Below are 19,835 nucleotides of genomic sequence, written 5' to 3' on the forward strand. Positions count from 1 at the left end.
GGCGGCGCGCCCCGCACGACGGGTCAGGCCGGTACGCCCTGCCGGGTGCGCGCCGGCGGTACCACCGGCTCGTCCCGGTGGGCCGGGTCCCTGACCTCGCCGACCAGGAGTTCCAGGACGTCCTCCAGCGCGACGAGCCCGAGGACCCGGCCGGAGGCGTCCGCGACCTGCGCCAGGTGGGTGGCCGCGCGGCGCATCACCGTGAGCGCGTCGTCCAGGGGCAGCTCCGCGCGCAGGGTCGTCATGGGACGCCACACGTGCTGCGGGACGGCCCGGTCGGTGTCGGGGCCCTCGATCAGGTCGAGGACGTCCTTCACGTGCAGGTAGCCCATGAACGCGCCGGTGTCCGCGCAGATCGGGAAGCGGGAGTAGCCGGTGCGGGCGGTGAGGGCGATGACCTCGGCCGGGGTGACCGACGGGCCGACCGTCACCAGCGACGCCTTGGGGAGCAGGACGTCCATGACCGGGCGCGAGCCCAGCTCCAGGGCGTCCTCGAGGCGCTCCTGCTCCTCGGGGTCGAGGAGACCGGCCTGCCCGGAGTCCTCCACGAGACGGTTGAGCTGCTCGCTGGTGAAGACCGCCTCGACCTCGTCCTTGGGCTCGACCCGGAAGAGCTTGAGGATCAGCCGGGCGCAGGCGCCGAGCGCCACCGTGATCGGCTTGCACAGGCGGGCGAAGGCGACGAGACCCGGGCTGAACCACAGCGCGGTCTTCTCGGGCGCCGCCATCGCCAGGTTCTTCGGGACCATCTCGCCGATGACGAGGTGGAAGAAGACCACCGCGGCGAGCGCGATGACGTAGCCCAGCGGGTGGATGACGCCGTGCGGCAGGTGGATCGCCTCGAAGAGGGGTTCCAGGAGCTTGGCGACGGTGGGCTCGGCGACCGCGCCGAGCGTCAGCGAGCAGACCGTGATGCCGAACTGGGCCGCCGCCATCATCTGCGGCAGGTGTTCGAGCCCGTACAGGACCTGGCGGGCGCGGTTTCCGGGGAGGGGTTCGATCTGGCTGCGGCGGACCGAGACCAGGGCGAACTCGGCTCCCACGAAGAAGCCGTTGGCCAGGACCAGGAGGGCGGCGAAGAAGAGTTGCAGGGCGCTCATCGGGCCGCCTCCAGGACTGCGGACGGCGCGGCGTCGGCGGTGCGGACGATGCGGACCCGCTCGGCACGGTAGTGGTCGACCTGGCGGACCGAGAGCTTCCAGCCCGGGAGTTCGGCCTTGTCGCCGGGGGCGGGGATGCGGCCGAGGAGGTCGGCCACGAGTCCGGCGACCGTCTCGTAGGGGCCCTCGGGGACGTCGAGGCCTATGCGGCGCAGGATGTCGACGCGGCATCCGCCGTCGGCGTCCCAGGCGGGCCGGCCGTCCTCGGGCGGCGCGGTGGCCAGCTCGGGGAGGTCGAGGCCGTCGTGCTCGTCCCGGACCTCGCCGACGAGCTCCTCCACGATGTCCTCCAGGGTGACGACTCCGGCGGTGCCGCCGTACTCGTCGACGACCACGGCCATCGGCTGCTCGCTGCGCAGCTGGGCGAGGAGCGGCTGGACCGGGAGGGTCTCAGGGATCAGCAGCGGGGCCTGGGCGATCCGGCTCACCGGGGTGCGCAGGCGTTCGTGCGCGGGCACGGCGAGGGCGTCCTTGAGGTGGACGACGCCGATGACCTCGTCGATCCGCTCCCGGTAGACGGGGAAGCGGGACAGGCCGGTGGCGCGGGTCAGGTTGACCACGTCCTCGGCGGTCGCGGAGGACTGGAGCGCGCTGACCTTCACCCGCGGCGTCATGACGTGCTGGGCGGTCAGCTCGCCGAGCGAGAGGGTGCGCACGAACAGGTCGGCGGTGTCCTGCTCCAGGGCACCGGCCTGCGCGGAGTGGCGGGCCAGGGACACCAGTTCGCCGGGGGTGCGGGCGGAGGCCAGTTCGTCGGCGGGTTCGACGCCGAGCGCCCGGACGAGCCGGTTGGCGACCGTGTTGAGCAGGGCGATCACCGGGCGGAACAGCCGGGCGAAGACCGCCTGCGGACCGGCCACGAAGCGGGCCACCTGGAGCGGCTTGGACACCGCCCAGTTCTTGGGCACGAGTTCGCCGATCACCATCTGCACGGCCGAGGCCAGCAGCATGCCGACGACGACGGAGACGCCGCCGACCGCGCCGTCGGGCACGCCGACGGCGGTGAACGGGCCGCGCAGCAGCTCGGCGAGGGCCGGCTCGGCGAGCATGCCGACGACCAGGGAGGTGATGGTGATGCCGAGCTGGGTGCCGGAGAGCTGGAAGGAGAGTTCCTTCAGGGCGCTCACGACGGTGCGGGCGCGCTTGTCGCCCGCGGCCGCGGCCTGTTCGGCGTCGGGGCGTTCCACGGTGACGAGGCCGAATTCGGCCGCCACGAAGAAGCCGTTGGCGAGGATCAGAAGAAAGGCGGCCGCGAGAAGCAGCAACGGGATGGTCATGCCGCCGCCTCCGGGGACGTACGCGAGCGGGTCGCGCTATGTCGGGAGGGGGCGGCGCAGGTACTACCGGACGATCCGTCCATCGCTGGAGGGAGTCACTCCTCGGTTAGCAGGAACCCCGGACGATCGGGCCGGGGCGGGGCGGCACTCGACGCACGCCCTGCCAACAGATTAATCAGTACTGGGGGCGGGGCGTCAGGGGCGGGGCCCGTGATCCGGACGCGCGCAGCCCCCGCCCGTCCGGCCGGGGGTACGGGGGTCGCCCCCGGACGACAGCAGCATCAGTAGTGGGGGCGGGGCGTCAGGGGCCGGGCGGCCGTGTCAGTTCTGCGGCTGTGCGTGGGCCGCGTCGGCCAGGGCGCGCAGGGTTCTGGCGTCGCGGATCGCGGTCTTCTTGGCGAGGCCGGGCTGGATGCCCATGGCCGCCATGCTGGTGCCGTCGGTGAGGTCGAGGAACACCCACGGGTCGCCGGGGCGCAGATTGACCTGGACGATCTCCGCCCACGCCAGGCGGCGGCCGCGTGCGATGTTGACGACGGTGACGCCCTCGCCGTCGGCGACCACCTTGGGGCGGGCCAGTAGGCCGAGCACGCCCCAGAACAGCGCCGCCGTGAAGACGAAGCTGGTCTTCTCCGCCGGGCTCATCTCGCCCAGGACGAGCGCGACGACGGTGATCGTGACGAAGGAGGCGGCGCCGAGCGTGTGCAGGATCACGCGGGTGCGCCCCGGCCTGAAGGTGACGGGCAGGCTGGGCAGGGCTTCGGACATGGTGGTCTCGGTGTCCTCAGAGGCGGCAGGCGTGGATGGCCGTCGTCAGGATGGCCCGCGCGCCCAGGGCGTACAGGTCGTCCATGATCCGCTGCGCGTCCTTGGCGGGGACCATGGCGCGCACGGCGACCCAGCCCTCGTTGTGCAGCGGCGAGACGGTCGGCGACTCCAGGCCCGGGGTGAGGGCGACGGCCTTCTCCAGGTGCTCGGCGCGGCAGTCGTAGTCCATCATCACGTAGGTGCGGGCGACGAGGACGCCCTGCAGCCGGCGCAGGAACTGCTGCGCCTTGGTGTTGTCGGTGTCGGCGCCGGTCCGGCGGATGACGCACGCCTCGGACTTCATGATCGGCTCGCCGAAGACCTCCAGGCCCGCGTTGCGCAGCGAGGTGCCGGTCTCGACGACGTCGGCGATGGCGTCGGCGACGCCCAGCTCGATGGCGGTCTCGACCGCGCCGTCCAGGTGGACGACGGACGCGTCGACGCCGTGGTCGGCGAGGTACTGGCCGACGATGCCCTCGTACGTGGTGGCGATCGTCTTGCCTGCGAGGTCGGCGAGGTCCTTGACGGCGCCGGGCCGGGAGGCGAAGCGGAAGGTGGAGCGGGCGAAGCCGAGCGGCAGGATGGTCTCCGCGTCGGCGCCGGAGTCGATCAGCAGGTCCTGTCCGGTGATGCCGATGTCCAGCTTGCCGGAGGACACGTAGATCGCGATGTCCTTGGGGCGGAGGTAGAAGAACTCCACCTCGTTGTCCGGGTCGACCGTGACGAGTTCCTTGGACTCCTTGCGCTGGCGGTATCCGGCCTCATGCAGCATCGCCGACGCAGGTCCCGACAGTGAACCCTTGTTGGGGACGGCGATGCGCAGCATGAGACAGGATTCCTTTGCGTGATCAGGGAGTTGAACGAACGGGCTGAGGGCGTGACTCAGAGATGGGAGTACACGTCGTCGAGGGAGATGCCGCGGGCGACCATCATCACCTGGACGTGGTAGAGCAGCTGCGAGATCTCCTCGGCGGCGGCGTCCTTGCCCTCGTACTCGGCGGCCATCCAGACTTCGGCGGCCTCCTCGACGACCTTCTTGCCGATGGCATGGACACCCTTGCCGACCAGCTCAGCGGTGCGGGAAGTGGCGGGGTCGCCGGTGGCGGCCTTCTGCTGGAGCTCGGTGAAGAGCTCCTCGAACGTCTTATTGGACATGGTGGTGCCTACTTTACGCGGCTCTCCCGTGCCCCTAACGCCAGGGCTCGGCGATGGTACGCAGCGTGGTCGCGGTGGCGACGGCGGCGGTGACGGCCTCGTGCCCCTTGTCCTCGTTGGAACCCTCGATGCCCGCCCGGTCCAGGGCCTGCTCCTCGGTGTCGACGGTCAGCACGCCGAAGCCGACGGGGACGCCGGTGTCGACGGAGACCTGGGTCAGGCCCTGGGTGACGCCCTGGCACACGTACTCGAAGTGCGGGGTGCCGCCGCGGATCACGACGCCGAGCGCCACGATCGCGTCGTAGCCGCGGTCGGCGAGGCGCTTGGCGACGACCGGCAGCTCGAAGCTGCCGGGGACGCGGAGCACGGTGGGCTCGCTGATGCCCAGCTCGTTCAGGGCCCGCAGGGCGCCGTCGACCAGGCCGTCCATGACCTTCTCGTGCCACTGGGCGGCGATGACGGCCACCCGCAGGTCGCCACAGTTCTCCACGGTCAGTTCGGGTGCACCCTTGCCGCTCACGCGCTTCTCCTCGTGTGTACGTAAATGGTTCGACGGTCGATCACTGGTTGTTGCAGGCGGACGTGCGGGGCGCGTCCAGCCAGGGCAGGTCGTGGCCCATCCGGTCCCGCTTGGTGCGCAGGTAGCGGAGGTTGTGCTCGCCGGCCGTGACGGGCATCGGCTCGCGGGCGGTGACCTTGAGACCGTGCCGGGTCAGGGCGTCGGTCTTGTCGGGGTTGTTGGTCATCAGGCGCAGGCTGCGCACGCCGAGGTCGTGGAGGATCTGGGCGCCGGCGGCGTAGTCGCGGGCGTCGGCGGGCAGGCCGAGCTCCAGGTTGGCGTCGAGGGTGTCGCGGCCCTGCTCCTGGAGTTCGTAGGCGCGCAGCTTGGAGAGCAGGCCGATGCCGCGGCCCTCGTGGCCGCGCAGGTAGACGACGACACCGCGGCCCGCCTCGACGACGCGGCGCATGGACTCCTCCAGCTGGGGGCCGCAGTCGCAGCGCAACGAGTGGAAGATGTCGCCGGTCAGGCATTCGGAGTGGATGCGCACGAGCAGATCGTCGCCCTCTCCGACCTCACCGTGGACGAGCGCCACGTGCTCGACGCCGTCGACCGTGGAGCGGTAGCCGTACGCGGTGAACTCGCCGAACGCGGTCGGGAGCTGGACGGTCGCCTCGCGCTTGACGGTCGGCTCGGCGCTCTTGCGGTACGCGATCAGGTCCTCGATGGAGATGATCGTCAGGCCGTGCCGGCGGGCGAACGGGACCAGTTCGGGCAGCCGCAGCATGACGCCGTCCTCGCCGGCGATCTCCACGATGGCGCCGGCCGGGCGCAGGCCCGCGAGCCGGGCCAGGTCGACGGCGGCCTCGGTGTGGCCGTTGCGGACGAGGACGCCGCCCTCCTTGGCGCGCAGCGGGAAGATGTGTCCGGGCCGGACGAAGTCGCCCGCGCGGGCCGTGCCGGAGGCGAGCAGCCGGAGCGTGGTGGCGCGGTCGGCGGCCGAGATGCCGGTGGTGACGCCGTGCGTGCCGGAGGCGTCGACGGAGACGGTGAACGCGGTCTTCATCGACTCGGTGTTGTTGCCGACCATCTGCGGCAGGTCGAGCCGGTCCAGTTCGGCGCCCTCCATGGGGGCGCAGATCAGGCCGCGGCACTCGCTCATCATGAAGGCGACGATCTCGGGCGTGATCTTCTCGGCGGCGACGATCAGGTCGCCCTCGTTCTCCCGGTCCTCGTCGTCGACGACCACGACGGGGCGGCCCGCCGCGATGTCGCGGATCGCCATCTCGACCGGGTCGAGGGAGAGGTCGGCGTCCGGGCCGACCTCGTACAGGTGGGGTGCCGTGCTCATGCGTGCGCTCCTTCCAGAGCGGGGGCGGCGGCGGTCCGGGACCGCTGCCACCAGTCGCGCATGCCCCACAGGACGAGCGCGCCGTAGATGACGTAGACGAAGCCGGAGAAGGCGTAGCCGTTGGCGAAGTTCAGCGGGACGCCGACGGCGTCGACCAGCAGCCAGGCGAACCAGAACTCGACCATGCCGCGCGCCTGGGCGTACATGGCGACGACGGTGCCGACGAAGATGTACGCGTCCGGCCACGGGTCCCACGACAGGCTCGGGTAGGCCTTGAAGAGCAGCGCGACGGCCACCGTGCCGGCGGCGCCGGCGAGGACCATCAGGCCGCGCTCCTTCCAGGTGGCGAAGCGCACGGCGATGGTGCCGTCCTGCGCCTGCTTCCGGCCGCGGACCCAGGCGGCCCAGCCCATGGCGGCGACGACCATGACCACGACCTGCTTGCCGGCGCTGCCGGTCAGGTGGCCGGCGAAGGCGCCGAAGAGGATCAGGCCGGAGACGAACTGCACGGGCCAGGTCCATATGGAGCGCTTCCAGCCGAGCGCGAGCGCGATCAGGCCGAAGGTGTTGCCGATCATGTCGGACCACAGGATGTGCTGCCCGAAGGCCGTGAACGCCTCGGTGTTGAGCCAGTTCACTTGGTGCCCCCGTTGAAGCTCCGGTCCGCGCCGAGCAGGCGCTCGACGTACTTGGCGATGACGTCGACCTCGAGGTTGACCGGGTCGCCGGGCTGCTTGATGCCGAGCGTGGTCAGCGCGAGCGTGGTGGGGATGAGGCTGATGGTGAAGTAGTCGGCGGCCGCCTCGACGACGGTGAGGCTGACGCCGTCGACCGTGATCGAGCCCTTCTCGACGACGTACCGGGACAGCTCCGCGGGAAGCGAGATCTTGACGATCTCCCAGTGCTCGGAGGGGGTGCGCTCGACGACGGTGCCGACCCCGTCCACGTGGCCCTGCACGATGTGCCCGCCGAAGCGGCCGTCGGCCACCATCGGACGTTCGAGGTTGACGCGGGAGCCGACGGCGAGGTCGCCGAGGCTGGAGCGCTTGAGGGTCTCGGCCATGACGTCGGCGGTGAAGGCGCCGTCGCCGTGCTCCACGACCGTGAGGCACACGCCGTTGACGGCGATGGAGTCTCCGTGCTGGGCGCCTTCGGTGACGACGGGGCCTCGGACACGGAAGCGACAGGCGTCATCGAGCATCTCGACGGCGGCGATCTCGCCCAGCTCTTCGACGATTCCGGTGAACACTTCCCGGGTCCTCCCTCTTGGGGCCTGGACTCCGGGGCACTGTCGTACGACGACGACAGAACGTACGGACAGCGACACCGGGAACGGCGACGCCGTGTTCGACACCGGTCCCTTGCGGGAACGGTGAAACAGCCGGCGACGCGCACCTGTGGTGCCCGCCCGCCGCGCACTGCCTCCCATCCGGACTTTAACCGTCGGTCCAGGAATTTCACCTGGTCAACCGGCCACTGGAAGTGACCGGGTCGCGGACTGTAACCGCCGGTTCGGACTTTCACCGACCCCGGAGTGCGCTGCTTCTGGTACACGCCCAGTCTGCCACGTCCTGTCGATGTGCATGCATACGGTTGCTGTGGGCTGTTTCACAGCCCGGCGAGATGGTTAGCCGCGGCGATCGGGAATACAACGGCTGGTTCTCCGCCTGCGGGCCGGTGCGGCCAGCCACGACGCACCCGCAGCCGTCGAACCGTCGAAGGCCCTACGGCGCGAACACGACCTCCTGCGCAGCCTCCCGCGCCATCAGCAGCGCCCCGCGCAACACGGCCCCGCCCCCCAGTTCACCGGCCCGCACCTCGGTGGCCAGCGGAGACATCACCGCAAGCCGCGCGGCGACGCGCTCGGCGAGCACGTCACCGCCCGCCCGCCCGACCTCCCCGGCGAGCACCACACAGCCCGGATCGAGCACCGCCACGACGGCGGCGGCCCCGAGCACCACCCGGTCGGCCAGCACGTCGAGGAACGCGTCCGCGCCGGAGGCGACGGCCGCGCGGACCACGTCAGCGGCCCGCCCCACGGGCTCCCCCGGCGCCACGAGCCCGTGCCCGGCGGCGAGTTCGAGGATCGCGGCCGAGCCGGCCAGCGAGTGGAAGCCCCCGTCGCAGTTGACGGCGGACGGCACCCCGCCGGTGCCGGGCACCGGCAGGAACCCGACCTCCCCGGTGCCGCCGGAGGCCCCGCGGCGCAGCCTGCCGTCCAGGACGACGGCCGCGCCGATGCCGAGGCCGAGCCACAGCAGTACGAACGTGTCGCGGTCCCGGGTGGCGCCGTCGCGCTGTTCGGCGAGAGCGGCGAGGTTCGTCTCGTTCTCCACGAGGACGCGCGCGGGCAGCCGTTCCTGGAGCGCCGCGATCAGCCGGCGGTGCCAAAGGGGCAGGCCGGAGGAGTCGCGCAGTTCACCGGTCGCGGGGTCGATGAGGCCGGGGGCGCCGACGCCGACGGTGTGCAGGGGCCCGGCGCCGACCTCCTTGGCGGTGCGTTCCAGGAGGGCGACGGCGCGCTCGACGGCGGCCCCGGTCTCCTCCCCCGCCGCGACGGGCGCGGCGGCCTCCGCCAGGACGGTGCCGAGCAGGTCGGAGACGACCAGGCGGACCCCCTCGGTGCGTACGTCGAGGGCGGCGAGATGGGCGCGGTCGGCGACGATCCCGTACAGCTTGGCGTTCGGGCCGCGGCGCTGCGCTCCGGCCTCCCCGACGACCGCGACGAGGCCGGAGGCCGTGAGGCGTTCGACGAGGTCGGCGACGGTGGGCCGGGACAGTCCGGTGCGCTCCTTCAACTGGCCCGCGGTGAGCGGCCCCTCCTCCTGGAGGAAGCGCAGCGCGAGCCGGTCGTTGATGGCTCGGGCGGTCCTCGGCGATGCGGGCATGGCGGGATCCTACGGCTCGGCGACGGAAACAGGTTAACTATCAGGCAGGGTTCCTGATAGTTTACGGCGGCACTGTGAGGGACGAGCATGGGGACACACCGGGAGGGGCCCGCGCAATGAGTGAAGTCATATACGCGACAGGGGAGTTGAAGCGGGCGCGGTACGCCGTCGCGACCGTCTTCTGCGTCCATGGGGCCGTGACGGGTTCGTTCGCGACCCGGGTGCCCTGGATCCAGGACCACGCGGGCGTCAGCGCGGGCCAGCTCGGCCTCGCGCTCGCCTTCCCGGCGATCGGCGCCTCCGTGGCGATGCCGCTGGCCGGCAGCATCAGCCACCGGTTCGGGGCCAGGACCGCGCTGCGCGGACTGCTCGCGCTGTGGACGCTGGCGCTGACCCTGCCCTCCCTGGCGCCGAATCTGCTCACGCTCTGCGCGGCCCTGTTCGTCTACGGGGCGACGGCCGGCATGTCGGACGTGGCGATGAACGCGCTCGGCGTGGAGGTCGAGACCCGGCTGGACAAGTCGATCATGTCGGGGCTGCACGGCATGTGGAGCGCGGGCGCCCTGATCGGTTCGGCGGGCGGCACCCTCGCCGCGCACCTGGGCGCGGACGCGCGGCTGCACCATGTGCTCGCCGCCGCCGTCCTGACCGTCACCGGTTTCGCCGCCTGCCAGTGGGTCCTCGACCTGCGCCCGACGGAGGACGAGGAGCCGCCGCCGCGCTTCGCTCTGCCGCCGAAGTCCGCGCTGCTGATCGGCGCGGTCGGGTTCTGCGCGGTCTTCGCCGAGGGCGCCAGCCTGGACTGGTCGGCGGTCTATCTGCGGGACGTGCTCGACACGTCGGCGGGGCTCGCGGCCGCCTGCACCACCGGCTTCACCCTGACCATGGCGGTCGCGCGGATCGCGGGCGACCGGGTCGTGGACCGGTTCGGGGCGGTGCGCACCGTGCGGATCAGCGGAGTCGGCGCCGCGGTCGGCGCCCTGATGGTGGTCGTCGCGCCGAACCCGGCCGTCGCCATGGCCGGATTCGGGCTGCTCGGTCTCGGCATCGCGGTGGTCGTGCCGCTCGCCTTCGCGGCGGCCGGGCGCAGCGGGCCGAACCCGAGCCTGGCCATCGCCGGCGTCGCCACGATCACGTACACGTCGGGGCTCGTCGCGCCGTCCGCGATCGGCACGATCGCCGAGGCGACGAGCCTGGTGGTGTCGTTCGGTCTGGTCACCGTGCTCGCGTGCGGTCTCGCGGTGTTCGCGGGGGTGCTGCGGGCCGGTGACCGGAAGCGGACGGCGGTGCCGGAGCAGGTCAGCCCTGCGGCAGCAGATCCTGCGCGCAAGCCCTGAACGCGTCGCTCCAGCGGGTGGGGCGCAGCGTCCCCGGGTCGAGGCGGACCAGGACGCGCGTCCCGCGCGCGTAGGTGGTCGCGCCGTCGGCCGAGCAGAAGCGGAAGCCGTAGGTCAGGCCGGTGTTGCCGAGCCGTTCGATCCACAGGTGCACGGCGTACGCGCCCGGGCGCAGGACCGGGGCCTCGTAGCTGACGGTGAGTTCCTTGACCGCGTTGCAGAAGTCGCCGGCCGCGCCCCAGTCGCCCTCGAAGACGAGGCCGCGCTCGTTCCACAGGGCCGTCCAGGCGCGCTCGACGAGGACCGGGTAGCGGGCGTTGTGCAGCATGCCGAGCGCGTCGAGGTCGTCGAAGTGGACGTCCACCGAGACGAGACGGCCGGGGCCGCCGGTGGTACCGGGCTGGAGGTCGGGGGTGACGGCGGTCACGGATGGGGCTCCTGGTGCGGTGCGGATGGGAGCGTCATCGTACGGCGACGAACTAAGCAAACGCTCAGCAGACCGGCGTGACCTGCACCTCAACCCACTCCTCGGCGACTCCCGGACCGGGCGACGGGCACGACAAGAACTCGTACTTACGTCGCATTAACATGAGGCGATCGTTTCAGGCCACAGAAAGCAGAGTGCGCACATGGACCTCGGCGTCCGCTGGAAACTGCACGGGGACGGCAAAGTCCCGGCCCCCGGTGCCGTGGTCCGGCCCGACGAGCGGCTGACGTGGCCGCGCACGATCGGGCTCGGCGCGCAGCACGTGGTGGCCATGTTCGGCGCGTCGTTCGTGGCTCCGGTCCTCATGGGTCTCGACCCGAACCTCGCGATCATGATGTCCGGTGTCGCGACGGTCATCTTCCTGCTGGCCACGCGCGGCCGGGTCCCCAGCTACCTGGGCTGTTCGCTCTCCTTCGTCGGCGTCGCAGCCGTGATCCGGGCCTCGGGCGGCTCCAGCGCCACGGTCACCGGCGCGGTCTTCGTCGTCGGTGTGCTGCTCTTCTTCGTCGGTCTGGCGGTGCAGAAGTTCGGGGCGCGGATCATCCACGCCGCGATGCCGCCGATCGTGACCGGCGCGGTCGTCATGCTGATCGGCTTCAACCTGGCGCCGGTCACCGCCTCCACGTACTGGCCGACCGACCAGTGGACGGCGCTGCTGGTGATGCTGTTCACCGGTTTGGCCGTGGTGTGTCTGCGCGGGTTCTGGTCCCGGATCGCGATCTTCCTCGGCCTGATCTTCGGCTACGCCATCTCCTGGCTGTTCGACCAGATCTTCGGCAAGATCCACTCGACGAACGGCGGCACGGCTGCCGTGGACCACTGGCGCCTGGACCTGTCCGGCGTCGGCAAGGCCGACTGGATCGGACTGCCCTCCTTCCACGCCCCGTCGTTCGAGTGGTCGGCGATCCTCGTCGCGCTGCCGGTGATCATCGCGCTGATCGCGGAGAACGCCGGGCACGTGAAGGCGGTCGGCGAGATGACCGGCGACAACCTCGACGGCAAGCTGGGCACCGCGATCTCCGCGGACGGCGTCGCGTCGATGCTCTCCACCGCCGTGGGCGGCCCGCCCAACACCACGTACTCCGAGAACATCGGCGTGATGGCCGCGACCCGCGTCTACTCGACGGCGGCCTACTGGGCGGCGGCCGGCTTCGCGCTGCTCTTCGGCGTGTGCCCGAAGTTCGGCGCGATCGTCGCCGCGATCCCGGGCGGGGTGCTCGGCGGCATCACCGTCATCCTCTACGGCATGATCGGCCTGCTCGGCGCGCAGATCTGGATCAACGCCAAGGTCGACCTGCGCAATCCGCTGAACCTGGTGCCGGCCGCCGCGGGCATCATCATCGGCGTCGGCAACGTGTCCCTGAAGTTCACCGACAACTTCTCGCTGAGCGGCATCGCCCTCGGCACGATCGTGGTCATCACCGGCTACCACGCGCTGCGGGCGATGGCCCCCGCGCACCTCAAGCAGCAGGAGCCGCTGCTCGACCAGGGCACGTCCACGTACGACGAGAAGACCGCCGACCGGCGGTAGGGCGGGGCGGCGACGGCCGCCGTTCCCTCGTTTCGGGGAAGACCCCGGCCAGCCGACGCCCGCGTCGGCCCAGGGCTGGGACGCTTCGTGCATGGCGCAGTTGGAACGCATCACAGGGCCGCGCATCCCGGCCCAAGGAGTCGACTCGGTGATCGCACGGATGCGCGTGGTCGCCGCGCATCTGCCGCCGCAGGACGGCGTGGCGGTCTTCAACCGGATCTATCTGTCCGTCACGGAAGCCGTGGATCACGCCATCGATCTGGGGTCCCGCGGCGGGTTTCCGGACCGCGGGGCCGCGGTCGCGCTGGACGTCCGGTTCGCCGAGCGGTATCTGACGGCGGTCGACGCGGCGGCCGTCGGGGTGCGGCCCCCGGCCTGCTGGCGGCCGCTGCTGCAGTTCCGCAGCCATCCCGGGGTGCGCCCCCTGCAGTTCGCGCTCGCGGGCATCAACGCGCACATCGGCCACGATCTCGCCCTGGCCGTCGTGGACACCTGCCGTGCCCTCGGCTGCGAACCGACCACCCTGGAGGACGAGTTCGACCGCGTCGGCGATCTCCTCGTCTCGCTGGAGGAGCGCATCCGCGAGGAGCTGGTGCCGGGCCCCGATCTCCTCCAGGTCGCCGACCCGATCACCCACCTGCTCGGCTCCTGGAGTCTGGACCGGGCCCGCGACGGGGCGTGGGCGGCGGCCCGCGCCCTGTGGGCCCTGCGCGAACTGCCACAACTCCAGGCCGAGTTCGCACAGCGCCTCGACGCATCCGCGGGCCTGGTCGGGCGCATGCTGCTCACCCCGCTGCCCGCCTTCCCCGGCTGAAACCGGCCGCTTCCCCTCCGGAACTCCCCCGGCGCGTGGATACGTTGACGGTGCGACATCCGTTGCACCGGACACGTACGCGACGAAGGAGACCTGTATGACGACCCGACTCGGCCTCGGACTCCCGCAGATGCGGCAGTACGCCATCGGCCGCGACATCCCCGATGTGGCGCGCGCCGCCGAGGCGACCGGTTACGAGAGCCTGTGGGTCTTCGAGCGGATCCTCTACCCCGAGCCGGCCCGGCAGGGGCTGTACGGGATACCCGGGATGCCGTGGCCCGACGGATACCGCTCGGTCGCCGACCCGCTCGTCTCGCTCACGCTCGCGGCCGCGGCCACCTCCACCGCCCGTCTCGGCACGAGTGTGCTGGTGGCGCCGCTGCACGTCCCGTTCCAGCTGGCGCGCTCGCTGGCCTCGCTCGACGCGGCGAGCGGCGGCCGGGTGGTGGCGGGGCTCGGCACGGGCTGGTCGCACGACGAGTACGCGGCGGCGGGCGTGGCCCCCTTCGACCGGCGCGGCCAGGTCCTCGACGAGCTGATCGAGGTGTGCCGCGCGGTGTGGGGCCCGGACCCGGTCGCGTACGAGGGGGAGCTGACGACGATCGCCCCGTCCGTGGTCGGTCCCAAGCCGGTCCGGCCGGTACCGATCCTGCTCCCGGCGAGCAGCCCGAAGGCGCGGCGCCGTCTCGTCGACCGGGCGGACGGCTGGATGCCGGTGGGGATGGGGGCCGAGGCCCTGAAGAAGGAGTGGGCGCAACTGCGGGAGCTGGCCGAGGAGCGTGGTCGTACGGATCCGCTGCAGAGCGTGCTGCGGGTGAACACGGTGCGCACGCCCGAGCCGTACACGGGCGACGACCGCCGCCCCTTCCAGGGCAGCGTCGACCAGATCGTCGAGGACCTGGTGACGCACTCCGAGGTGGGTCTGGAGGAGATCCTGATCGAGCTCCAGGGTCCGCTGCGCGACGCCGAGGAGCTGAAGGACGTGGCGGCGGAGGTCTACGAGAAGGCGCGGGCCGCGGGCGTCTGAGCGTATCCACGGGTCAAGGGCGACCGTGTCACGAAACAGTGCCGGTGGTCCGCACGGGGATTCGAGGGAGACCCGTTCCACCACCGCCTTCCCGTATCGCGTGTAACAGGCATGTAGAGGGAAGGCGGAGAGGGGAACGGGCCGCGCGGCCGGTGAGTCTTCATGATCAGTGAGCCGCTCACCCCGGGCGGCCGCCACCGATCGCGAAGGAAGCAACGATGCGCGCCCAGAAGTTCACCCTCGCCGCCGTCGCCCTCACCGCCGGCCTCGCCCTCACCGCCTGCCAGGACGACGGGGACGCGGCGTCGGCCTCGAACGACTCCGCCGCAGCGTCGTCGTCCTCGTCGTCGTCCTCGTCGTCGGCCTCGTCGTCGACCGGGTCGTCCGGGTCGTCGGACTCGGCCTCGACGGGCGGCTCGACGTCCTCCAAGGGCAGCGGCTCGTCGGCCGACGACGACGCCCCGGGCAGCGGCGGCGGCCAGATCAACACCGGGCCCTGCAAGACCGCGAACCTCAGCTTCAGCACCGCCCACGGCATGGGCGAGGGCGACTTCATGGTCGCCCTGAAGAACACCAGCGACGCCTGCTCCCTCAAGGGCTTCCCCGGCGTCGACCTCCAGGCGGACAACGGCGGGGGCAGCATCAGCGCCGGGCGCACCGGTGTCGCCCCGGTGTCGGTCGTCCTCAAGAACGGCGAGGAGACCCGCTTCCACCTGCACTACACGCCGAACACCTCGGGCGGCTCCGGCGTCACGATCACCAGCCTCCTCGTGACGCCCCCGAACGAGACCCACTCCAAGAAGGTGCCGGTCTCCCTGAACCTGCCGGTCTCCGACAAGCCCTCCGGCGGCGTCACCGTGGACCCCATCGGCACCGGCAAGCAGTGAGGCGCGCTCGCCCCGCCCCGGCCGGACCCGTCACGCCGGAGTCTTCTCGCCGCCTCCCGCGGCCAATGTCAGCAGGCCGCGCTCGGTGATCGCGGTGAGCGAGAGCGTGCGGTATCCCGCGTCGGCGAACAGCACCGTGACGTGGTCCCCCTCCTGGCTCATGACCTCACCCTCGCCCCAGGACGTGTGGCGCACCCGCTGCCCCGGCGGGAACACGTCGTCCCGCGGTACGTCCCGGCGGGGTGTCACGCCGCCGGTGCCGGCCAGCACGCCGGGCTGCCGCGCGCCGGACACGCGTTCCGGGCGTGCGGGGACGCATGCGTCGCAGCCCCCGCAGTTCGTCTTTCCGGGACGCTCGCCGAAGTAGCCCAGCAGCTGGCGCCGCCGGCAGCCGTCGGTCTCCGCGTACGACCGCATCATCTCCAGGCGGGAACGCTCCAGTTGGACACGGGCGCCCGCGATGCGCAGCGCCTCCTCGGTGCAGGTGTCGCGCCGGGCACGAGGAACCGCGTGGACGACGCCCGCGGCGGCGAACCGGACGCCGCCCGCCTCCTCAAGGAGGTGCAGCAGCGAGGTCAGCGCCGTCTGTGACAGGTCCGTCTCGTCACGCAGCGCCGTGCCGGAGACGCCGTCCGCGTGGGAGCGCACGGCGTCCATCACCCGCAAAAGCGTGTCCGCCTCGGGGCGCCCGCCCGCGCGATAGCGCTGGGCCGAGAGATCTTCGGGCCGGTACGCGAGGATCGCGGCCGCCGGATCACCGTCGCGGCCCGCACGCCCTATCTCCTGATAGTAGGCGTCCAGCGATCCGGGAACGGTGGCGTGCAGCACAAAGCGGATATCCGGCTTGTCGATTCCCATTCCGAAAGCGGATGTCGCGACGACGACATCGAGGGTGCCGTCGCGGAAATTCTCATGGGTACGGGTGCGCTCCGCCGCGGAAAGTCCGGCGTGATAGGCGGAACTGTCGAATCCGAGATCGGACAGTTCCGCGGCGTACCGTTCGGCCTCTCGACGCGTCCCGGTGTAGATGATGCCGGGTTTCGCCTCGGCGCAGGCACGTTCCACGACCCAGCGGCGCTTTTCCGCGTCCTTTTGGTGACGGACGACTTCCAAGTGAAGGTTGGGGCGGTCGAAACCGGCGATCACCTGATGGGCGTCGCGCATTCCGAGGCGCTCGATGATGTCGGTGCGCACCGGTGCCGCGGCGCTCGCCGTCAGGGCCAACAGGGGCGGGCCGCCGATACGTTCGCGGACCCGGCCCAGCGCGAGATAGTCGGGCCGGAAGTCGTAGCCCCACGCCGAGACGCAGTGGGCCTCGTCGACCACCAGCAACGCGGGGCGGGCGGCGGCGATCTCGGCCGCGACGTCGTCCTTGGCCAATTGCTCGGGCGAGACGAACAGGAAGTCCAGGTCGCCTTCGCGCATCCGCTCCCAGGCGGCCTCGTTGGCCCGGTCGCCCTGCGCGGAGTTGACGGCCCGCGCACCGGGGCGCCCGCGCGCCCCGGTGAGTGCGGCCACCTGATCGCGCTGCAGCGCGATCAGCGGTGAGACGACCACGACGGGTCCGCTCAAGAGGACACCGGGCACCTGGTAGACGGCCGACTTCCCGGCGCCCGTGGGCATCACGACCATCGTGTCCCGCCCCGACATCACGGCGCTCATCGCGTCGAGCTGTGCCGGCCTCAGTTGTTTCCAGCCGAACACGTCACGCGCGCTGCGCCGTAGACGTCGTCGCAGGGACAGGGTCTTGAGCGGCATGTTTCTCCAGAGAAAGAAGGGGCGGCTGCGCCGCGATCCACCGCTGGAGACTAGAAGTAATGCTTTCGCCCGCCGACGGCCCGACCGGTGGCCCCGAGAATCCACAGGATCGCGCCGACCAGGATCAGGATTCCGCCTATGGTCGTCAGGAGGCCCATGCCCACGAGCAGCCCGATGATCAGCAGGATCAGTCCAATAACAATCATCACGAATCCATTCGTTCGAGTCGATTTCTACGAGCTGACTCCGAGTACCCCGACCGGAACCGCATATGCGGCCGAGAAGGAGAATTGCGGCGGGTGGCGAAGCGAAGAGAAATGGTGACCGGAGACTCGTCCGTCGCCGCCATTGCCCCTCTCACCCGCCACCCCGTGCACTCGTACCGAGGTCTTCCGCAGGCACGGTTGCCCCACAACCACCCGTGCACGCATACAACCTTCATGAAATCGCACAGGATCCGCGCAAGCGGCCCTAGTCCTCCGGCAGTTCGACCGGAGCGATGGACTCGTACACGTCGCCCGGCCCCGGGTTGGCCGCGTCGGTCTCCCCGCCCAGGTGGTGCATGACGCCCCAGACGGCGTTCAGCGCGGTCTGCACCGCGCCCTCGGCCCAGCCGGCCGTCCAGGAGATGTCGTCGCCGGCGAGGAAGAGCCCGCGCCGGTCGGCCGGCAGCGCGTCCTGCATGAAGTGGGTGAAGAGGCGGCGCTGGTAGCGGTAGTGGCCGGGCAGGTTCGCCTTGAACGCGCCCATGAAGTAGGGCTCGTTCTCCCAGGACACGGTCACCGGGTTGCCGATGATGTGCTTGCGGATGTCGACGTTCGGATAGATCTCGCCCAGCGACTTCAGCATCACCTCGAGCCGCTCGTTCGCGGACAGCGGCAGCCACTTGAGGCTGTCGTCGCACCACGTGTAGGAGAGGCAGATGACGGCCGGCCGGTCGGGCCCGTCGTCCAGGAGGTAAGTGCCGCGCGTCATGCGGTCGGTGAGCGTCATCGACATGACGTCCCGGCCGGTGGTCTCGTCCTTGTCCAGCCAGAACGGCCGGTCCACGGGGACGAACAGTTTGCTGGACTCCATGTAGTGGGTGCGCTCGATGGCGGTCCAGTGGTCGATCGGGAAGAGCGCGTCGTCGCACGCCACCTTCGACAGCAGCATCCACGACTGGGCGGTGAAGATCGCGGCCTTGTACGTGCGGATGTCGCCCTCGGCGTCGGTCACCGTGACGCGGTTGCCCGCGGTGCGCGACAGCCGGGTCACGGCGGGGCGCGGGTCGCCGCCCGGGTGCAGTGCGGCGAGGGACGTGCCCGGCGCCCAGTGCACCAGCTTCCGCGGCTCGCGCTCCCACAGCCGCAGCGGCAGCTGCTGGGAGCCGCCGACGATGCCGCGGTGGTGGTCGTCGGCCTCGGTGTAGACGACGCGCAGGATCTCCAGGATGGAGTTGGGGAAGTCGGTGTCCCACCCGCCGGTGCCGAAGCCGACCTGGCCGAAGATCTCCCGGTGCCGGAAGGAGGTGAACGCCTCGGAGTCGCACAGGAAGCCGTAGAAGGTCTGGTTGTCCAGCTTCTCGACCAGCTTCGCCCAGATCTCCCGGATGCGCGGCACGTCCCGCTCGCGCATCGCCTGGTTCATGTCGGAGAAGTCGGCGCCCTCCTCCAGGCAGGCGTTCCACGCGGCGGCGACATCGCGGTAGACCTGCGGCAGGTCGTCGACGGTCTCGGCGTAGTGGCTCTCGCCCTTGAGGTCGACGACGGTCGACGGGGTCGTCTCGGCGAGCGGGTTGGGGAACGGCCGGGTCTCCAGGTCCACCAGGTCGATGTAGTGCTGCAGCGCCGTCGAGGACGGCGGGAAGCGCATCGCGCCCATCTCGGCGGTCAGCGCCGGGTCACAGCCGTCGAACCCCACGGTCCGCAGCCGCCCGCCGATCCGGTCGGCCTCGTACACGACGGGCTTGAGGCCCATCTTCATCAGCTCGTACGCGGCGACGATGCCCGAGAGGCCGCCGCCGATGACGGCGACCTCGGTGCCGTGCTCGGTCGCCGGTATCTGTCCCAGGCCCGCCGGGTGCGCGAGGAAGTCGTCGTACGCGTACGGGAAGTCCGGCCCGAACATGGTGATCGGCGGCTGGGCGTCGGTGTGCTGGACGGCGGTGGGCACCGTGGACGTCATGGGGTGCGGACTCCTTGCGGACGCGGTCGCGGGCAGGAGAGGGCCCGGCCCGGGCGAGCTGAGGGTGGGCCCACGACAGATCGGCAGGCCCCGAAAACGGTACGTTTTCGCTGGTCAGCGGGACAAGACGGGACTGTTGCGTCTGCGTGTGCGATCTGTTGCGTGCGGGGCGCCCCGGGCGGCGATTCGTTGCGCGCCCGGGGGCCTGCGCGGCGTTCTGCGTACCTGGACGCGCGTCAGGCGGGCGAGCCGGAGGTGAAGCGGCGCATCAGCGGCGACAGGACGAGCACGGACTTGGTCCGCTCGACGAACGGCTCGCCCGCGATCCGCTCCAGGACCCGCTCGAAGTGCCGCATGTCGGAGGCGAAGACCTGCACCAGCGCGTCCGCGTCCCCGGTGACGGTGGACGCGGCCACGATCTCCGGATACCGCTCCAGGCCCCGCCGGATCGCGTCCGGCGAGGTGTTGCGGCGGCAGTAGACCTCGATGAATCCCTCGGTCTCCCAGCCGAGCGCGGCCGGGTCGACCCGTACGGTGAAGCCGGTGATGGCGCCGGTGGCCCGCAGCCGGTCCACGCGGCGCTTCACGGCGGGCGCGGACAGCCCGACCAGCTGGCCGATGTCGGCGTAGGAGCGGCGGGCGTCCTCGGCGAGGGCGTGCACGATGCGTTCGTCGAGATCGTTCAGCAAGG

At 71.2% G+C, this 19,835-nt stretch carries 20 protein-coding genes and 1 riboswitch; of the genes, 5 read left to right on the forward strand and 15 right to left on the reverse strand.

Annotated elements, in window-relative coordinates; genetic code table 11:
- Positions 1-23: 23 nt before the first annotated feature.
- The 10 genes from ABZ930_RS14145 to ABZ930_RS14190 form a co-directional block, all read right to left on the reverse strand.
- Positions 24-1,100 (reverse strand): hemolysin family protein, encoded by a 1,077-nt coding sequence (locus tag ABZ930_RS14145; RefSeq protein ID WP_361546631.1) that lies wholly within the window; start codon positions 1,098-1,100, stop codon positions 24-26.
- Positions 1,097-2,437: a hemolysin family protein gene (locus ABZ930_RS14150; RefSeq protein ID WP_361546634.1), complete on the reverse strand. Its 1,341-nt coding sequence runs from the start codon at positions 2,435-2,437 to the stop codon at positions 1,097-1,099. The genes ABZ930_RS14145 and ABZ930_RS14150 overlap by 4 nt, the downstream gene beginning before the upstream one ends.
- Before the next feature lie 321 nt (positions 2,438-2,758).
- Complete coding sequence (locus tag ABZ930_RS14155) at positions 2,759-3,205, reverse strand: PH domain-containing protein (RefSeq protein WP_361546637.1); 447 nt, start codon at positions 3,203-3,205, stop codon at positions 2,759-2,761.
- 16 nt (positions 3,206-3,221) lie between these two features.
- Positions 3,222-4,070, reverse strand: a complete 849-nt coding sequence (gene hisG, locus ABZ930_RS14160; protein WP_361546640.1) for an ATP phosphoribosyltransferase — start codon at positions 4,068-4,070, stop codon at positions 3,222-3,224.
- Positions 4,071-4,126: 56 nt separating this feature from the next.
- Positions 4,127-4,399, reverse strand: coding sequence for a phosphoribosyl-ATP diphosphatase (locus ABZ930_RS14165; RefSeq protein WP_361546643.1), 273 nt, complete (start codon positions 4,397-4,399; stop codon positions 4,127-4,129).
- A 34-nt stretch (positions 4,400-4,433) separates the two neighbouring features.
- Positions 4,434-4,919, reverse strand: coding sequence for a 6,7-dimethyl-8-ribityllumazine synthase (gene ribH, locus ABZ930_RS14170; protein WP_361546646.1), 486 nt, complete (start codon positions 4,917-4,919; stop codon positions 4,434-4,436).
- Positions 4,920-4,959: 40 nt separating this feature from the next.
- Positions 4,960-6,249 carry a bifunctional 3,4-dihydroxy-2-butanone-4-phosphate synthase/GTP cyclohydrolase II gene (locus ABZ930_RS14175; RefSeq protein ID WP_361546649.1) on the reverse strand — a complete coding sequence of 430 codons (1,290 nt, stop codon included), beginning with the start codon at positions 6,247-6,249 and terminating at the stop codon, positions 4,960-4,962.
- Positions 6,246-6,887 (reverse strand): nicotinamide mononucleotide transporter family protein, encoded by a 642-nt coding sequence (locus tag ABZ930_RS14180; protein ID WP_361546652.1) that lies wholly within the window; start codon positions 6,885-6,887, stop codon positions 6,246-6,248. The genes ABZ930_RS14175 and ABZ930_RS14180 overlap by 4 nt, the downstream gene beginning before the upstream one ends.
- Positions 6,884-7,498: a riboflavin synthase gene (locus ABZ930_RS14185; RefSeq protein WP_361546655.1), complete on the reverse strand. Its 615-nt coding sequence runs from the start codon at positions 7,496-7,498 to the stop codon at positions 6,884-6,886. Before ABZ930_RS14185 ends, ABZ930_RS14180 begins: the two co-directional genes overlap by 4 nt.
- 162 nt (positions 7,499-7,660) lie before the next feature.
- Positions 7,661-7,791: riboswitch (FMN riboswitch) on the reverse strand.
- A 182-nt stretch (positions 7,792-7,973) separates the two neighbouring features.
- Complete coding sequence (locus ABZ930_RS14190; RefSeq protein WP_361546658.1) at positions 7,974-9,137, reverse strand: ROK family transcriptional regulator; 1,164 nt, start codon at positions 9,135-9,137, stop codon at positions 7,974-7,976.
- 116 nt (positions 9,138-9,253) lie between these two features.
- Here ABZ930_RS14190 and ABZ930_RS14195 point away from each other — a divergent pair, with 116 nt between their 5' ends.
- On the forward strand, positions 9,254-10,474 hold the full coding sequence (locus tag ABZ930_RS14195) for an MFS transporter (RefSeq protein ID WP_361546661.1): 1,221 nt from the start codon (positions 9,254-9,256) through the stop codon (positions 10,472-10,474).
- Here ABZ930_RS14195 and ABZ930_RS14200 read toward each other — a convergent pair.
- Complete coding sequence (locus tag ABZ930_RS14200; protein WP_361546664.1) at positions 10,437-10,901, reverse strand: thioesterase family protein; 465 nt, start codon at positions 10,899-10,901, stop codon at positions 10,437-10,439. The two genes, ABZ930_RS14195 and ABZ930_RS14200, sit on opposite strands and share 38 nt — an antisense overlap.
- A 202-nt stretch (positions 10,902-11,103) precedes the next feature.
- On the opposite strand from ABZ930_RS14200, the gene ABZ930_RS14205 reads away from it, so the two are divergent.
- The 4 genes from ABZ930_RS14205 to ABZ930_RS14220 all read left to right on the forward strand — a co-directional run bounded on the left by ABZ930_RS14205 (position 11,104) and on the right by ABZ930_RS14220 (position 15,220).
- A complete protein-coding gene (locus ABZ930_RS14205) occupies positions 11,104-12,492 on the forward strand; it encodes a solute carrier family 23 protein (protein WP_361546667.1) in 1,389 nt (462 codons plus the stop codon).
- A 91-nt stretch (positions 12,493-12,583) separates the two neighbouring features.
- Entirely contained in the window at positions 12,584-13,306 is a 723-nt protein-coding gene (locus ABZ930_RS14210; RefSeq protein WP_361546670.1) for a DUF5995 family protein, read from the forward strand.
- Between the two features lie 97 nt (positions 13,307-13,403).
- Positions 13,404-14,333, forward strand: coding sequence for an LLM class F420-dependent oxidoreductase (locus ABZ930_RS14215; protein WP_361546673.1), 930 nt, complete (start codon positions 13,404-13,406; stop codon positions 14,331-14,333).
- A gap of 218 nt (positions 14,334-14,551) precedes the next feature.
- The gene (locus tag ABZ930_RS14220; RefSeq protein WP_361546676.1) at positions 14,552-15,220 is read left to right on the forward strand and encodes a DUF4232 domain-containing protein; all 669 of its coding nucleotides are present in this window, start codon (positions 14,552-14,554) and stop codon (positions 15,218-15,220) included.
- A gap of 30 nt (positions 15,221-15,250) precedes the next feature.
- Here ABZ930_RS14220 and ABZ930_RS14225 read toward each other — a convergent pair whose 3' ends face one another.
- The 4 genes from ABZ930_RS14225 to ABZ930_RS14240 form a co-directional block, all read right to left on the reverse strand.
- The gene (locus ABZ930_RS14225; protein WP_361546839.1) at positions 15,251-16,978 is read right to left on the reverse strand and encodes a RecQ family ATP-dependent DNA helicase; all 1,728 of its coding nucleotides are present in this window, start codon (positions 16,976-16,978) and stop codon (positions 15,251-15,253) included.
- Between the two features lie 50 nt (positions 16,979-17,028).
- A complete protein-coding gene (locus ABZ930_RS14230; protein WP_229378088.1) occupies positions 17,029-17,184 on the reverse strand; it encodes a hypothetical protein in 156 nt (51 codons plus the stop codon).
- 265 nt (positions 17,185-17,449) lie between these two features.
- Positions 17,450-19,144, reverse strand: a complete 1,695-nt coding sequence (locus ABZ930_RS14235) for an NAD(P)/FAD-dependent oxidoreductase (RefSeq protein ID WP_361546679.1) — start codon at positions 19,142-19,144, stop codon at positions 17,450-17,452.
- Between the two features lie 236 nt (positions 19,145-19,380).
- Positions 19,381-19,833: an Lrp/AsnC family transcriptional regulator gene (locus ABZ930_RS14240; RefSeq protein WP_111665623.1), complete on the reverse strand. Its 453-nt coding sequence runs from the start codon at positions 19,831-19,833 to the stop codon at positions 19,381-19,383.
- Positions 19,834-19,835 lie beyond the last annotated feature (2 nt).

It is taken from the genome of Streptomyces sp. NPDC046716 (genome assembly GCF_040645755.1).
Classification (GTDB): domain Bacteria; phylum Actinomycetota; class Actinomycetes; order Streptomycetales; family Streptomycetaceae; genus Streptomyces.

Bases quoted from the DNA above. Each gene is read 5' to 3' on its own strand.
- ABZ930_RS14145 (WP_361546631.1), bottom strand. From the start codon at position 1,100: ATGAGCGCCCTGCAACTCTTCTTCGCCGCCCTCCTGGTCCTGGCCAAC.
- ABZ930_RS14150 (WP_361546634.1), bottom strand. From the start codon at position 2,437: ATGACCATCCCGTTGCTGCTTCTCGCGGCCGCCTTTCTTCTGATCCTC.
- ABZ930_RS14155 (WP_361546637.1), bottom strand. From the start codon at position 3,205: ATGTCCGAAGCCCTGCCCAGCCTGCCCGTCACCTTCAGGCCGGGGCGC.
- hisG (WP_361546640.1), bottom strand. From the start codon at position 4,070: ATGCTGCGCATCGCCGTCCCCAACAAGGGTTCACTGTCGGGACCTGCG.
- ABZ930_RS14165 (WP_361546643.1), bottom strand. From the start codon at position 4,399: ATGTCCAATAAGACGTTCGAGGAGCTCTTCACCGAGCTCCAGCAGAAG.
- ABZ930_RS14175 (WP_361546649.1), bottom strand. From the start codon at position 6,249: ATGAGCACGGCACCCCACCTGTACGAGGTCGGCCCGGACGCCGACCTC.
- ABZ930_RS14190 (WP_361546658.1), bottom strand. From the start codon at position 9,137: ATGCCCGCATCGCCGAGGACCGCCCGAGCCATCAACGACCGGCTCGCG.
- ABZ930_RS14195 (WP_361546661.1), top strand. From the start codon at position 9,254: ATGAGTGAAGTCATATACGCGACAGGGGAGTTGAAGCGGGCGCGGTAC.
- ABZ930_RS14205 (WP_361546667.1), top strand. From the start codon at position 11,104: ATGGACCTCGGCGTCCGCTGGAAACTGCACGGGGACGGCAAAGTCCCG.
- ABZ930_RS14210 (WP_361546670.1), top strand. From the start codon at position 12,584: ATGGCGCAGTTGGAACGCATCACAGGGCCGCGCATCCCGGCCCAAGGA.
- ABZ930_RS14215 (WP_361546673.1), top strand. From the start codon at position 13,404: ATGACGACCCGACTCGGCCTCGGACTCCCGCAGATGCGGCAGTACGCC.
- ABZ930_RS14220 (WP_361546676.1), top strand. From the start codon at position 14,552: ATGCGCGCCCAGAAGTTCACCCTCGCCGCCGTCGCCCTCACCGCCGGC.
- ABZ930_RS14225 (WP_361546839.1), bottom strand. From the start codon at position 16,978: ATGCCGCTCAAGACCCTGTCCCTGCGACGACGTCTACGGCGCAGCGCG.
- ABZ930_RS14230 (WP_229378088.1), bottom strand. From the start codon at position 17,184: ATGATTGTTATTGGACTGATCCTGCTGATCATCGGGCTGCTCGTGGGC.
- ABZ930_RS14235 (WP_361546679.1), bottom strand. From the start codon at position 19,144: ATGACGTCCACGGTGCCCACCGCCGTCCAGCACACCGACGCCCAGCCG.